General features: G+C 53.0%; 12 protein-coding genes. All 12 read left to right on the top strand.

The window, feature by feature from the left end; genetic code table 11:
• Positions 1-67: 67 nt before the first annotated feature.
• The 12 genes from serA to KK062_RS04670 all read left to right on the top strand — a co-directional run bounded on the left by serA (position 68) and on the right by KK062_RS04670 (position 15,525).
• Positions 68-1,960 (top strand): phosphoglycerate dehydrogenase, encoded by a 1,893-nt coding sequence (gene serA, locus KK062_RS04725; protein ID WP_254083098.1) that lies wholly within the window; start codon positions 68-70, stop codon positions 1,958-1,960.
• Positions 1,961-2,018: 58 nt separating this feature from the next.
• Positions 2,019-2,846, top strand: a complete 828-nt coding sequence (locus KK062_RS04720; protein WP_254083097.1) for an ion transporter — start codon at positions 2,019-2,021, stop codon at positions 2,844-2,846.
• A gap of 409 nt (positions 2,847-3,255) precedes the next feature.
• Positions 3,256-4,332: an aminotransferase class V-fold PLP-dependent enzyme gene (locus KK062_RS04715; RefSeq protein WP_254083096.1), complete on the top strand. Its 1,077-nt coding sequence runs from the start codon at positions 3,256-3,258 to the stop codon at positions 4,330-4,332.
• Positions 4,333-4,500: 168 nt separating this feature from the next.
• The gene (locus KK062_RS04710; RefSeq protein WP_254083095.1) at positions 4,501-6,366 is read left to right on the top strand and encodes a M1 family metallopeptidase; all 1,866 of its coding nucleotides are present in this window, start codon (positions 4,501-4,503) and stop codon (positions 6,364-6,366) included.
• A 372-nt stretch (positions 6,367-6,738) separates the two neighbouring features.
• On the top strand, positions 6,739-9,117 hold the full coding sequence (locus KK062_RS04705) for a TonB-dependent receptor (RefSeq protein WP_254083094.1): 2,379 nt from the start codon (positions 6,739-6,741) through the stop codon (positions 9,115-9,117).
• 76 nt (positions 9,118-9,193) lie between these two features.
• Positions 9,194-11,215 carry an NAD-dependent DNA ligase LigA gene (gene ligA / locus KK062_RS04700; RefSeq protein WP_254083093.1) on the top strand — a complete coding sequence of 674 codons (2,022 nt, stop codon included), beginning with the start codon at positions 9,194-9,196 and terminating at the stop codon, positions 11,213-11,215.
• Positions 11,216-11,223: 8 nt separating this feature from the next.
• The gene (locus tag KK062_RS04695; RefSeq protein WP_254083092.1) at positions 11,224-11,730 is read left to right on the top strand and encodes a DUF6913 domain-containing protein; all 507 of its coding nucleotides are present in this window, start codon (positions 11,224-11,226) and stop codon (positions 11,728-11,730) included.
• Positions 11,731-11,760: 30 nt separating this feature from the next.
• The gene (gene dapA, locus KK062_RS04690) at positions 11,761-12,636 is read left to right on the top strand and encodes a 4-hydroxy-tetrahydrodipicolinate synthase (protein WP_254083091.1); all 876 of its coding nucleotides are present in this window, start codon (positions 11,761-11,763) and stop codon (positions 12,634-12,636) included.
• Positions 12,637-12,648: 12 nt separating this feature from the next.
• On the top strand, positions 12,649-13,149 hold the full coding sequence (locus KK062_RS04685; protein WP_254083090.1) for a GNAT family N-acetyltransferase: 501 nt from the start codon (positions 12,649-12,651) through the stop codon (positions 13,147-13,149).
• Between the two features lie 79 nt (positions 13,150-13,228).
• Positions 13,229-14,200 carry a vWA domain-containing protein gene (locus tag KK062_RS04680; RefSeq protein WP_254083089.1) on the top strand — a complete coding sequence of 324 codons (972 nt, stop codon included), beginning with the start codon at positions 13,229-13,231 and terminating at the stop codon, positions 14,198-14,200.
• Complete coding sequence (locus KK062_RS04675; protein WP_254083088.1) at positions 14,197-14,853, top strand: tetratricopeptide repeat protein; 657 nt, start codon at positions 14,197-14,199, stop codon at positions 14,851-14,853. Before KK062_RS04680 ends, KK062_RS04675 begins: the two co-directional genes overlap by 4 nt.
• A 3-nt stretch (positions 14,854-14,856) precedes the next feature.
• Positions 14,857-15,525 (top strand): hypothetical protein, encoded by a 669-nt coding sequence (locus KK062_RS04670; protein WP_254083087.1) that lies wholly within the window; start codon positions 14,857-14,859, stop codon positions 15,523-15,525.
• Positions 15,526-15,531: the final 6 nt, after the last annotated feature.

Below are 15,531 nucleotides of genomic sequence, written 5' to 3'. Positions count from 1 at the left end.
TTAAAATAGCGTCCATCACATCGTACATCGTACAGGATAAATTACATTTGCGCTTCATTTCCTACCCATGAAGCTGAACAAGTATTTTGTCATCGACTTTGATAGCACCTTTACAAAAGTAGAAGCATTCGATGTATTGGCCGACATCTCGCTGCAAGATCATCCTGAACGCGAAGATCGCAAGAACAAGATTGTCGCCATTACCAACCAGGGTATGGATGGTTCGATATCGTTTCGCGAGTCATTGGAGCAACGACTGTACTTGCTGGCGCCCAGCCAGCACCACCTGCCTGCATTGATTACACGGTTGAAAGGCAGCGTGTCTGAATCGTTTAAGCGCAACAAAGAGTTCTTTCAGAACTACGCCGACAATATTTACATCATTTCAAACGGTTTCCGCGAATTCATCGAGCCGATTGTCACCGAGTTTGGCATCAAGCCGGAGAACATCCTGGCCAACGAGTTTCGCTTTGACAGCGATGGTAAGGTGATTGGCTTCGACACCGAGAACCCGCTATCCGCCAATGGCGGCAAGGTTACCCAGCTGCAGAAACTGAACCTCGAAGGCGATATTTACGTTATCGGTGATGGTTATACGGACTACGAGATCAAACAAGCCGGACTTGCCAACAAGTTCTTCGCATTTACTGAAAACGTAGCCCGCGAAAACGTAAAAAGCAAGGCAGACCATGTTACGCCGAGCCTGGACGAATTCCTTTATCTGAACAAATTGAATACCGCGATATCCTACCCGAAGAACCGCATCAACATCTTGTTGTTGGAGAACGTGCACCCGGTAGCCGTCGAGCTGCTGCGTGCCGAAGGCTTTAACGTGGAAACCTACCACGCCGCCATGACGGAAGATGAGCTGATCGAAAAGATCAAAGATGTATCGGTACTCGGGATCCGTTCCAAGACGATGGTTACGGCGAAGGTACTTGAACACGCCAACCGTTTGATGACGATTGGTGCATTCTGTATCGGCACCAACCAAATCGACCTCAAAGAGGCGACACGCCGCGGCATAGCTGTCTTCAACGCGCCCTTCAGCAACACCCGCTCTGTGGTAGAGTTGGCCGTGGCCGAGATGATCATGCTTATGCGTGGCATCGTGGACAAGTCGACAAAGATGCACCAGGGTGTATGGGACAAATCCGCTAAAGGTAGCTTTGAAGTGCGTGGCAAAAAGCTCGGCATGATCGGTTACGGCAACATCGGCACACAGCTGTCGGTCATTGCCGAATCGCTGGGCATGAAAGTACTGTACTACGACACCGAAGAGCGCCTGTCACTGGGTAACGCCGTGAAGTGCAAGTCGATGGAAGAAGTGCTGGAGCAAGCCGATGTGATCTCCATGCACGTAGACGGCCGTAAGTCAAACGCGAACCTGATCGGCGCGAAAGAATTCGCGCTGATGAAGAAGGGCGTGATCTTTATCAATCTCAGCCGTGGACACGTCGTCGACATCCAGGCGCTACGTGATAACATCGTGAGCGGAAAAGTAGCGGGTACAGCCATTGACGTGTTCCCCTACGAGCCGGTGAGCAACGACGAAGAGTTTATCAACGAGCTGCGGGGCCTGCCCAACACTATACTCACGCCGCACATCGGTGGCAGCACCGCCGAAGCGCAAGAGAACATCGGTCGCTTTGTGCCGGGCAAGATCATGGACTATATCAACACTGGCAGCACGTCAAACAGCGTCAACTTCCCGAACCTGACGTTGCCGATCCTGACGGATGCACACCGCCTGATCCACATACACAACAACGTACCGGGTATCCTGGCAAAGATCAACCAGACCCTGGCCGATCACGGCATCAACATTGCCGGTCAATACCTGAAGACCAACGAGCTGGTGGGCTATGTGATCACCGACATCAACAAAGAATATAACAAAGATGTAATCGCGAAGCTGCGCGCTATCGAGCACACGATTAAATTCCGCGTGTTGTATTGATCCGGACGATAGAAGTCCGGCTTATTTTTGTGATATTCGCTGAGTGAGCTCGCACCATGTGAAACCCCGGGAGAAGCTAACGGGTCTACGACTGCGTTTATACGAGATTATCTTTGAGGCCGACACGGCTGCGGGTCGTCTATTCGATCTGGTATTGCTTGCCTGTATCGTCGGTAGTGTCATTACGATCATGATTGAAAGTGTTCAGTCGATCCGTGCGCTGTACGGCCCGTGGTTTCGCGGACTGGAGCTTTTCTTTACCGGCATTTTTACACTGGAATACCTGGCGCGCGCGTGGGTCGTGCCGCAACGACGGCGGTATGTCTTCAGCTTTTTTGGCATTGTCGACCTGCTTTCGATCCTTCCCAGCTACCTGGCCTTGCTCATCCCGGGAGCTCAGTCACTGATGGTCATTCGAAGTGTCCGGTTGATCCGCATTTTTCGCATACTCAAGTTATCGCGTCACATCGGCGAAAGTCAGAACCTGGTACGTGCATTAAAAGCCAGCCAGCATAAGATTACCGTATTCCTGGTCACCGTACTCACGACGGTCGTCATTACCGGTACGTTGATGTATATGATCGAAGGCGCTGAGCACGGCTTTACCAGTATACCCCGGAGTATCTACTGGGCCATTGTGACGATGACAACGGTTGGGTACGGCGACATTGCGCCGCAGACGACGTTAGGTCAGACGATGGCATCGTTCATTATGATTTTGGGTTATGGCATCCTGGCGGTGCCAACGGGTATTGTCTCTGCAGAAATGGTGCAGCTCAAGCAGCAGGAGAAAATCTCGACGCAAGTATGCCCGCATTGCCTGAAAGATGGCCACGATGCCGATGCTGTTTTTTGCAAGTTTTGTGGGAGTAGCCTAAATGCCTGAGAATATTCACGCGTTAGCGGATAGGCAAAAAAAATACCCAATGGATTTGGTGGGTGTTTCTGAACCCCATAAAAGACAAGTTTTGAGCTGCCGTCGTTCGCAATCTTCTTCTGTTAACCTGCTTTTTGGGCGAGGTCCCGACGAATCGGGATGAGGCCTGATTTTGACCGAAAGCTTCACTCGGTATTGTTTATAATTGTTAGGTTCAGCAAACGTGTCCCAAATCCAAGGGTGATGCAAACTTAGGCAAAAGCATGAGACCTGGCAACTATTTTTCGGGAACCTATCGGGAGGCAATTCGGTTCGCGCCGTCGAACGGCTACTTGTTGGGCTGATCTGTAGATTTCTTCGTACAACTTTTGCCGCCCGTGCCGAATATACTGTAGAACGTTTATTTTTACGTTCTATTATGCGCCCAAAAATCAATTTCACGCCAGGTCCTTCCCAGCTTTACTTCACTGTCGAAGACCATGTACGCACCGCATTCCGCGAAGGCATCCCGACCTTGTCACACCGCAGCAAACAATTTGAAGCTATCTACCGCAAGTCGGTCGACGGCCTGCGCACACTGCTCGACATTCCCGAAAATTATACACTTGTCTTTACCGGCTCAGCCAACGAGATCTGGGAGCGTATCATCCAAAACCTGGTGGAAGAAAAATCCTTTCACCTGGTGAATGGCTCTTTTTCCAAACGCTTTTTTGAAATTGCGCAACAGCTCAATAAAAAGCCTGAAAAAATAGAGGTTGCCATGGGCAAAGGCTTTGATGCTTCGATGGCAATACCCGCCGGTACGGAGCTGATCGCAGTGACGCACAACGAAACCTCCTCGGGCGTATCCCTGCCGATGGAAGTCATCGCAGGACTGCGCGCCAAAAACCCGGGAGCACTGCTGACGGTTGATGCTGTTTCTTCCCTGCCCTACCCTGCGTTTGACTATACACAATTCGACTCCGTGTTTTTCTCGGTGCAAAAGGGCTTTGGACTACCGGCCGGTCTGGGTGTTTGGTTGATCAATGATGCGTGTGTGGCCAAGGCTGAGCAGTTGCTGGCGAAGGGCATTTCGATCGGATCGTATCACTCCATCCCTTCGTTGTATAGTCATGCGCTGAAGCACCAGAACCCGGAGACGCCCAACGTACTGGGTATCTATCTGCTCGCGCAGGTGGTGGAAGATATGGTGCGGCGCGGTATTCAGAATATTCGCAAGGAGACGGAATACAAAGCGGCGATCCTCTACAAAGCTTTACATGATCACGGGCTGATTAATCCGTTCGTTCAAGAAAAGGTCAACCAATCTAATACCGTGATTGTGGCGGAGTGTGGGGAGCATACGGAGAAGATCACCAAACTCTTAGTGGAGAATGGCATGCAGCCGGGTGATGGGTATGGAGCGTTTAAAAAGACGCAATTGCGGTTTGCCAATTTCCCGACGCATTCGAAGGAGCAGTATGAATTGCTGGTGGATACTTTGGCGAAGGTTTAAACGTTCGTCGGCAGTCTGAAGACTGCCACTTCACCCAGGCGCAAGTCTCCGCCCCGGGACGGGGCTAAGACTTGCGCCAGAATCCTAATGTTACCGTAGCTTTACCAACGGCTTTGTAAAATTCGTGGGTTTGGATATTTTGCCGGAACATTCATTAACCCACGAGTCATGTTTCGTAACAAATTCTTCTTTTTCACACTTCTGCTGACCCTTGGCGGGTATTGGCTGCCGGCCCAGGATTACCGGTGGCAGCAGCGCGTCGAGTACGTCATGGACGTAAAGCTGGATGTGAAAACACATAAGGTGACCGGTACGCAAAAGCTTACCTATCACAACAATTCCAGAGACACCCTCCGCAAGGTGTATTATCATTTATACTTTAATGCTTTTCAGCCCGGGAGCATGATGGATGTGCGCTCGCGCAACATCGCCGATCCGGACGGGCGCGTGAAAGACCGCATTTCCAAACTGAAAGACGACGAGATCGGGTATCAGCACATTCAAAGCCTCAGGCAAGATGGCAAGGACACCCAGTACAAGGTGAACGGTACAGTCCTGGAAGTAACCCTACCGAAGGCTTTGTTACCCGGTGCCAAGACGGTGTTCGATATGAAGTTCGAGGCACAGGTGCCGCTGCAGGTGCGCCGCTCGGGCCGCAACAACCGTGAAGGCGTGGCCTACTCCATGACACAGTGGTATCCCAAGTTGGCGGAGTATGACTTTCAGGGATGGCATGCATACCAATATGTTGCGCGCGAGTTTCACGGCGTATGGGGCGACTTCGACGTGAAGATTACGCTCGATCCTACTTTCGTCCTGGCCGGCACCGGCAAGCTCAAAAATGCCGATAAGGTTGGCTATGGTTATGAGCAACCGGGCGCCACGGTAAAACGCCCCGAGGGCGACCTGACCTGGAACTTTGTGGCCAAGGATGTAATCGACTTTGCCTGGACGGCGGACCCCGACTACCTGCACGACCGCGCACAGGTGCCCAACGGCCCCGAGCTACACTTCTTCTACCAGAAGAACGACAAGATCCTCGACAACTGGAAAAAGATGGAAGGTTTTGCCATACGCCACTTCGAGCACATGAACAAAACCTTTGGTAAATATCCATACGACTCTTATTCGATCATCCAGGGAGGCGACGGCGGCATGGAATATCCCATGTGTACGCTGATCCTGGGCGAGGGAAGCCTGGGCGGCCTGGTGGGCGTGATGCTGCACGAAGCGGCACACAGCTGGTACCAGGGGGTGCTGGCTTCGAACGAGTCGCTCTACCCATGGATGGACGAAGGCTTTACGGACTTTTCCAGCCAGGAGTCGGAAGCGGTCCTCCTCAACACGTCGTTGGCCGAAGCTCACGCCGGCAGCTATAATGCTTATTTTTCGCTGATCAAGAAAGGACTGCAAGAGCCCATCAGCCAACATTCGGATCATTACAACACCAACACCGCGTATAGCACGGCTTCGTACGCCATGGGTACGGTATTCCTGCACCAGCTGAAATATATTATCGGCGAGGAGAACTTCTACAAAGGCATGCGGCTATACTTCAACACCTGGAAGTTCCGTCACCCCGAGCCCAACGACTTCATCCGCGTCATGGAGAAAGTCTCCGGCTTGCAACTGAAATGGTATATGAGCTACTGGGTGAACACCACGAAGAAGATCGACTACAGTATCAAAACCGTATTGGAAAACGGCGGCACCTTCGTGACGCTGGAACGCCTGGGCGAGTTCCCCATGCCTGTAGACCTGGTCGTTACCTTTAAGGACGGCAGCAAGCAATTATACTATATACCGTTGAATGAAACGATGGGTGGCAAGCCCGATGAGAAGGCCATTCCCCGCAAAGACCTGGAGGCCTGGCCGTGGGTGAATCCAACGTATACGCTGAAGATCGATCGGCCCGCGGCCGAGATCGCGTCACTGGAAATCGATCCTTCCCAGCGCCTGGCCGATGTAGATCGCAAGAACAACACCGCCGATCTGTCCAATGGACTCAAGGCTTATAGCAATCCTGCCCGCTAAAAGCGCATCGCGAACAGAACATACAAACGTGCCGCTGCGAGTAACTTCCGGCGGCACGTTTTTTTTGCTTTACAATCGGGCCTTGTGTGTGCATCGAAATGTTACGCCCTTACAGGGCTTCGATATCTTCGGTGTCCGTGGCCCAGGCCTGCGCTGGCGCTCCAGCCTGGGCTGTTATGTGTCGCCATTTCAGGGCTTTATCGTCGTGTTTGTGCGGCCTAGCCAGGCTGTTATGTCGGCGCCTTATCGTCTGTTTTTGTGCGGCCGAGCCTACGCTGCCGCTCCAACCTGGGCTGACGACGTCATCAGGGGTAATGACCATTGCTCCAAACAATGCTTGTAGGTAACAACGGGTAAAATCACTTTTGCAGCATGAAGTACGTACTTGCCATTCTCTTGCCCATTCTTTACCAGATCGCTGTGCTGGCACAAGACCGTCCTGCAGGGACGGTGGCCGGCACGATCGCCGATGAGCATGGAGAACCGGTTCCGTTTGCTACCGTGGCCTTATACCACGCGGTCGACTCGGCATTGGCGGTAGGTGGCGCATCCGACGTATCGGGTGCTTTTTCGTTGGCTGTAAAACCGGGACGGTACTATCTCAAGGTTACGTTTGTTTCTTATCGCGATAAGATCGTGCCCCGTGTACATGTGGCCAACACGCCCCTGGCCCTGGGGACGATTGTCCTCCAAACCAGCGCCGATGTATTACAGGAGGTGGTGATCGAAGGCGAGCGACCGGCTATGGAGCTGCAATTGGACAAACGTGTCTTTAACGTCAGCCAGGATCTGAGCAATGTCGGCGCCAATGCGTCGGACATCCTGGGTAACCTGCCGTCGGTAACGGTAGATGTAGACGGCGCTGTCAGCCTGCGCGGCAGCGGTAATGTGCGCATCCTGATCGACGGCCGCCCTTCGGGACTTACCAGCCGCGACCCCGACGCCCTGCGCAAGCTGCAAGGCAACCTGATCGAGCGGATCGAGGTCATCACCAACCCTTCCTCGCGATACGACGCCGCGGGCGAGGTCGGTATCATCAACATCATTATGAAGAAAGACAAGCGCGGCGGCCTCAACGGCACGTTTGTGGCCACGGCGGGAAACCCGTACCAGCTTGGCGCGTCGTATAGCATCAACTATCGTAAGAATAACATCAACCTCTTTTCGAGCTACGGCATCGACGACCGCAATGCGCCGGGTTATGGCTCGTCATATCAACGGTATACCAGCGAAGACACCAGCTTTGTATATTCCCAATATAACGATCGCGAGCGCGGCGGCCTGGCCCACAACGTCATGCTGGGCCTCGATTACTTCCTGACCGAAAAGACCACGCTGACAGGATTCTTTCTTTACAATCCCTCCTTCGGTGTGAACCACTCCACCAATACATATCACGACTACGACGAAGATGGCACGCTTACCCGCAACGTTGTCCGCACCGAGCGCGAGGAAGAAGACGAGTCGACACTGGAAGGGTCGCTGAGCTTTAAGAAAGATTTTGAACGCAAGGACCAAAGCCTGACGGCCGACGTCAAGTGGATTCGCGGCGTAGACGACGAAGCCACCCAGTATACCGAAGGTACGCCCGGCGGCGACCTGACATTGCAACGCGGGTTAAACAATGCCGACGAGACCAACTGGCAGGTACAGCTGGACTATGTCCATCCCATTGGCAAAGAAGGCAAGCTCGAGGCTGGCATCAAGACGGCCACGCGTATGATCCACAACCTGTACTCGCTGGAAACACAGGATGACGATGATGCCTGGACGCCACTACCCGCCTTCACCAACAACCTGGAATACGATGAGCACATACACGCCGCGTATGTCATGGCGGGCAATGCCTTTGGTAAGCTGTCCGCACAGGGCGGCTTGCGTGGTGAATATTCCGACATTACGACGAAGTTGACCGAGACAAACGAATCTAATCCCCGCACGTACTTCAACCTCTTTCCCAGTGCCGGACTGTCGTACAAGTTAAAGGACAGCAACACCTTGCAGGTGAGCTATAGCTATCGCATCAGCCGTCCTGATTTTCGCGACCTGCTACCGTTCTCCGATTTTCGCGACTCGCGCCAGTTTTTCATGGGCAACCCGAATCTGAAGCCTGAGTATACACATTCCTACGAGCTGGGTTATCTTATTGAATGGGGAGAAGGATCGATCCTTTCTAGTGTCTACCACCGCCATCGCACGGACGTGGTCCAGCGGATTGTGAGCGATGTAGACGAGCAAGGCCGCACACAGATCATTCCCATCAATCTGGCGGAACAAAATGCCTATGGCGCCGAGCTGAATCTGTCGCACGCAATCGATACGTGGTGGAAGATCAATACGAGCGCCAACTTCTACCGGGCCATAACCGAAGGCACCTATCAGGACGAGGTGTTGTCGGCCGACACCTATACCTGGACCAGCCGCACGACATCGAAGTGGACGGTGTTCCGCAAGCTCGATGTGCAGGGCTCTTTCAACTACCGTGCGCCGCGCATTACCACGCAGGGGCGCGACCGGTCTACCTACTCGGTGGACGTGGGCACATCGTACGACATCTTTAAAGGCAAGGGCACCATCAATGCGTCGGTGCGCGACCTGTTCAATTCGCGCATACGCCGGTCGATCATCGACAACGAAGGATATTATTCGAGCTCGAAATTTCAGTGGCAATCACGCCAGCTGCTCGTGACGTTTACCTACCGGCTGAACCGCCTGAAGGAGAAAGAGTCTGAGTCTACGGAAGAGATGTAAAAGATCGCGGCCAGGGCTGCCGGCGCCGCGCCAATCGTTTGTACGATCCACATTTTGCGGTTAGCTTTATGCCCTTATGACAGCGGATCAGGCCCAAAAAGAAATCACGAAACTAACCGACGAGGTCAACCATCACAACGATCTCTACTACCAGCAGAGCGCACCGGTGCTCAGTGACTTTGAGTTTGACAAGCTCCTGGAAAAACTGGTGGCGTTGGAGGCCCAATTTCCCGCGCTCCGGCAACCCGATTCCCCCACGCAACGGGTCGGCGGCACGATTACCAAAAACTTTGAGAACGTACCGCACAAGTACCCGATGCTGTCGCTGGGCAACACCTACAGCGCCGACGACCTTCGGGAGTTTGACAAGCGCGTGGCAAAGGGCCTGGACGGCAATCCTTATGAATATTTTTGCGAGCTGAAGTTCGACGGCGTGTCGATCAGCCTGACATACGAGAACGGCATTCTTGTGCGGGGCGTGACCCGCGGCGACGGCGTACGCGGCGACGACATTACGCACAACGCACGCACCATCCGGTGCATTCCGCTCAAGATCAAAGGTCAGGATATACCCGGATCGTTTGAAGTACGCGGCGAGGTGTTTATGCCGAAGCAGGTTTTTCAACAGCTCAACAAAGAGCGTGAGGACATCGGCGAGGAGAAGTATGCCAACGCCCGCAACACCACGTCGGGCACACTCAAACTGCAAGACAGCAGCGAGGTGGCTAAGCGTCGATTGGATTGCTATGTATACTATCTGCTGGGCGAGAAAAGCAAGACCCATGCGGAAGGCATTCAGCACCTGATAGCGTGGGGCTTTAATGTATCACCCACGTATAGAAAGTGTACGTCGATTGACGAGGTATTGGCCTACATTGACGAGTGGGAAACAAAGCGCGCAGACCTGCCGCTGGAAACAGACGGCGTGGTGATCAAGGTAAACGACATCGACCAACAGCGGCAGCTTGGCTTTACGGCCAAAAGCCCGCGGTGGGCGATCGCCTATAAATACAAAGCCGAAAGCATGAGCACGCGTCTCAACGGCGTCACCTACCAGGTGGGTCGCACGGGCGCCGTGACGCCGGTGGCGGAATTGGAGCCGGTGCTACTGGCAGGCACCACGGTGAAGCGGGCCTCGCTGCACAACGCCAACGAGATTGCGCGACTGGATCTGCGGATCGGCGATTATGTATTTGTGGAAAAAGGAGGCGAGATCATTCCCAAAGTGACGGCTGTCGACATGGCCCGGCGCCAACCGGAACTGGTGCCGCTGCAATACACACAGACATGCCCGGTGTGCGGCACGCAGCTGATACGCGAAGAAGGTGAAGCGGCTTTTTATTGCCCGAATATTAACGGCTGTGCGCCGCAGATTCGCGGGCGTATCGAACACTTCATACAGCGCAAGGCGATGGACATCAACTCGCTGGGCGAGCAGACCATTCGTCAATTATACGAGCTGGGGTTGGTAAAAAGCCCGGCAGACCTTTACGACCTGAAGCAGGAAGACTTACTGCGCCTGGAGGGCTTTAAGGACAAGTCTGCCAGGAATCTGCTGGGTGGCATCGAACAATCGAAAGCCACGCCGTTTGAAAGTGTACTTTTCGCCATCGGCATCCGGTATGTCGGCAAGACGGTAGCAGAGAAACTGGCGCGTTACTTTAAGACTATCGACGCACTGGCGATGGCCAGCGAAGACCTGGAAAAATTACTGGCGGCGCCCGAAGTGGGTAAAAAGATTGCCGAGAGCGTACAGCGTTTCTTTCAGGACCCCGAGAACCGCCGGGAGATCGACCGCCTGCGGGCCGCCGGACTTCAGCTCGAGAGCACGGCCCGCGAACCCGAGAAGGAGAGCGAGGTGCTGGCCAACAAATCCTTCCTGGTATCGGGGGTATTTCAGAATTACGAACGCGAACAGTTACACGATATCGTCGTTAAAAACGGTGGACGCATAGTGTCGTCGGTATCCAAAAAATTGGATTATTTGCTGGCAGGTGATAATATGGGGCCTTCAAAGCGCGAGAAGGCTGAAAGTTTGGGCGTGCGGATCATTTCCGAAGCCGATTTTGAAGCCCTGATGCGCGGCGAATCCATCTAACTTTTACGATGAAGCTCAACTTCCTTAAACTCAAGACCAACGCCGTGCTTAAAAAGAGCAAGGCGTTCCGCAGCAACCTGCCCTATAAGCAGGCACGGACGGTGGGCGTACTTTTTTCAGTCGAAGACAAGCAGAAACACTTTGTCATTAAAGAGTTTATCAAGAAGCTGGAGCAAGACGAAAAAGTTGTTCAAGTATTGGAATACATGCCGGCGAGGCACGAAAACTATGAGTTTAAGTTCGACTTCTTTACTGAAAAAGAATTGTCGTTCTGGGGCAACATAACGTCTTCGAGCGCCAACCAATTTGCCGACGCCCCGTTTGATTTTTTATTCTACATCGACCTGGAGCCGAACGTGTTCGTGCTGAACGTGCTGGCCCGAAGCAAGGCCAAGTGCCGCGTGGGCAAGCATTTTGACGGCGGTGAGCCGTACCTGGAGCTCATGATCGAGTCACCTGGCGGCATCCAGGCCCTCATCGACGGCATGTATAAGTATGCCTCCCAATTGAAGTAATCATAACCTTTATCCCCTATTTCTGTAAACATGAAAAAGCTCTACGGAACAGGCGTTGCCCTGATCACACCGTTCACCGAATCGCTCGAGGTCGACTACAAAGCGCTGAAAAAGCTTTTGCAGCATACAGCCAAGGGCGCTGACTATTACGTTGTGCTGGGCACGACGGGAGAATCTCCCACGCTCACGTCCGAAGAGAAAGCCAAGATCCTCGCCTTCATCAAAGCCAACAACCCGGCCCGCTTGCCGATTGTATACGGCATCGGTGGTAATAATACTCACGAGGTGTTGGAAGCCATTGCCGAAACCGATTTTAAAGGCATCGATGCCCTCCTGTCGGTAAGCCCATATTATAACAAGCCATCCCAGGAAGGCATCTATCAACACTATGTAAAAATCGCCAACGCCTGCCCGGTGCCGGTGATTCTGTATAACATTCCGGGCCGCACCGGCTCGAACATCACCGCAGAAACCACGCTGCGCCTGGCCAACCATCAGAATATCATCGGCATGAAGGAGTCGTCAGGCAACCTGGAGCAGTGTCTGAAGATCGCTAAATATATGCCGAAGGACTTCCTGCTGGTGTCGGGTGACGACATGCTGGCGCTGCCGCTGTACGCCCTGGGAGGCAAGGGCCTGATCTCGGTATTGGCCAACCCCTACCCCACGATCTTCAAGAAGATGAAGGAGTATTTCCTTGCAGGCAATCATGCGAAGGCTGCACAAGAGCTGTATAAGCTTTCGGACCTGAACGGTGCGATGTACGAGGAAGGCAACCCGGTTGGTGTCAAGTATGTACTTTCCAAACTGGGCATTTGCGGTGAGTCTGTGCGGCTGCCCCATGCACCGGCTTCTGCCGGACTGCGCAAACGCATCGATGCGCTACTGGCAGATTTTAAGAAATAACCTTTCGCTGGTATGAGTGTATCCATCCGCAACGCAGATACGGCCGACATTCCAGCCATTCGTGTGCTCGCAGAAGACACGTGGTGGCCAACCTACACGCCCCTCCTCGAGCACGATCAGGTCCGCTACATGCTGGACCTGATCTATAGCGTAGAGGCTTTGACGACGGTCATGACGCAGGGCACCCAGCAATTTATTTTGTTGTCGGACGATCAGGGACCGCAGGGGTTTGCTGCCTATGGTGCCCGTACGGACGAGCCCGTGTACAAGCTTCACAAACTGTATGTGCGTCCCGGCAATCAAGGCAAGGGTTATGGCCGCATGCTGTTGCACGAAGTTGTGCAACGCGTTAAAGACCAGGGCATTACTACGCTTGATCTGAATGTAAACCGCTACAATCCGGCCAAATCTTTTTACGAAAAGGCGGGGTTCTCCATTCTGCGGGAAGAAGACATTGCTATCGGGCCTTACTGGATGAACGACTACGTCATGCGGCGTATTGTGACCCCGTAGGCATTCGCCGAGATCGTTGTCCAACGGCTTGCATAAACAGCGTACACATTGTTACTTGCTACCTGTTAACTGCAATAATGTGCTTTGGTATCGTGACTTTGGAATAACGGAAATCGTCTTTATCACCTTGTTTGTGGTATTGTACGCGCTGTATGTAGTGCGAACTGTTCGCATTGCTCGGCGTATGAACAGTCCTTTCTCGATCATTTTTGCGAAGCTGTTTGCTCGTACACTATACTTTGCCCTGTTTATCATTGTCATTCTGGGTCCTTCGTTTGGCGGCTCGAAGAAAGAGGTCAAGTCGGTGGGCAAGGACATTATGATCTGCGTGGACCTTTCCAAGTCCATGGATGCGTTTGACATCGCCCCTACCCGGTTGGAGAAAGTGAAGTTTGAGATGAAGAAGGTGGTCGAAGCTTTTAGCTCTGACCGCATCGGCGTCATCATTTTCTCGTCGGAGGCTTTTATGCAATGCCCCCTGACCTATGATCAGAACGCCCTCAATCTCTTTATCGAAACGATGAGCTCGACCCTGGTGCCTGCGTCAGGCACGGATTTTGGGCCTCCGTTGCGGTTGGCCCTGAAGAAACTGGAGGAGGAGGCGGACGGCCCGACTACCCAGTCGAAATCAAAGGTCATTATTCTGATCAGCGATGGCGAGGACTTCGGCGAAGATTCGCGTGAGGTGGTGTCGGAAATTGAGAGCAAAGATATTAAGCTGTTCACCCTGGGCGTGGGCACAGAGGCCGGTGGTAACATTTATGCCGGCCGCTCGCTGAAGACCGACCGCCAGGGTAACACGGTCACGACCCGGCTGAACTCTTCTGCCTTACGCGGGCTTGCCGACAAAACCGACGGCCAGTATTTTGAGATAAACGCTGCGCGCAACGATGTATCGCGGCTGATCAACACCATCGGCAACATTGAAGGCGAGCTGCGCGATGCCCGCTTTGTAGACGTTACCGCCAACAAGTATTTCTACTTCCTGGTGGCGGCCGTGGTATTGCTAATCCTGGATGTACTTGTAAACGTACCCGCGCTGAAATTATGAAATGGCTCCTGGTATCCATCTTTTTGTTTGCGGCGGCAATCGATCCGATCAAGATCGGGAAGATCAACCGTACCAAAACAGAAGCCCGCAGGGCGTATACTTCCGGCGATTATAAAACAGCGGTGGCCAAATACCGATACCTGGTCGATACACTGGATGTCGTGGAGGACGAGGCCTTGCTGAACCTCGCCAACGCTTATTACCTCCTCAAGGATACCGCCCACGCTTTTACGGAATACCAGGCATTGGCGAGTAGCGAGAAAACCGCCGTGCGATCCAAGGCACAGCAGCAGCTCGGCGTGATGCACCATCAGAAGGGTCAATACGAAGAGGCCATGGCCAGCTTCAAAGCGGCACTGAAGGCCGATCCGGCCAATGGCGACGCGCGCTACAATTACGAGATGATCAAAAAGAAGCTGGACGAGAAGAAGAAAGAAGAGGAAAAGAAAAAGAACCAGGATCAGAACAAGCCTCAGGAACCTTCTGCCTACGCTAAACGGTTAAAAGCACAGGCGGACGCGCTGGCGGCCCGGTTCCAATTTAAGGATGCGCAGGCGCTCATGAACGAAGGCGCCAAGAAAGACCCGTCGGTGATGTATTACAAGGATTTCATCGATCGTTTAGGAGATGTTGTTACCATCGATAAAAAGTAAGCTATGAAGAACTTCATTCTGCTCATCGTTTTCCTGACCGTCGGCCATTTGGCCTATGCACAAGGTGCACAAGCGTACTTTAACCAATCGGCCAACTATTATGTCGGCGGTAAGAATGCCGAGGCCCTGCGCGCCGTAGGCGAAGGCCTACAAAAATATCCGGGTGATCCCAAGCTTAGTGAGCTTCAAAAGAAGCTGAAGCAGGAACAGAAGCAGAAGGATCAGCAGAAACAGGACCAGCAAAAGAAAGAGCAGGAGAAAAAAGAGCAGGAGAAAAAAGAGCAGGAGAAAAAAGAGCAGGAGAAAAAGGATCAACAGCAAAAGCAGGATCAGCAGAAGAAGGACCAGGAGCAGAAAGATCAACAGCAGAAGGATAGCCAGGATAAAAAAGACGAGCAGGAGAAGCAGGAAAAGGACCAGCAAAAAGGTGAGGAGGAGAAAGAGAAGAAGCAGAAGGACCAGCAGAACCAGCAACAGAGCGACGAAGAGAAACGCGAGCAGGAGAAAAAGCAGCGCGACCAGCAGCTCTCCGATAAACTTCAGCAAATGAAGATCAGCAAAGAGAAGGCGGAGATGATTTTGCAGGCCATGAAGAACCAGGAGGTACAATACCTGCAACAGAACAAGCGCAAAGCCAGCAAGCCCAAGGATCGCAACAAACCTGATTGGTAGCCGGCC

Origin of the sequence: Dawidia cretensis (assembly GCF_018598175.1) — a bacterium.
Lineage (GTDB): Bacteria > Bacteroidota > Bacteroidia > Cytophagales > Cyclobacteriaceae > Ohtaekwangia > Ohtaekwangia cretensis.
Note: the sequence above shows the minus strand (reverse complement) of the source record. Positions and strands in the feature narration are given on the sequence as shown.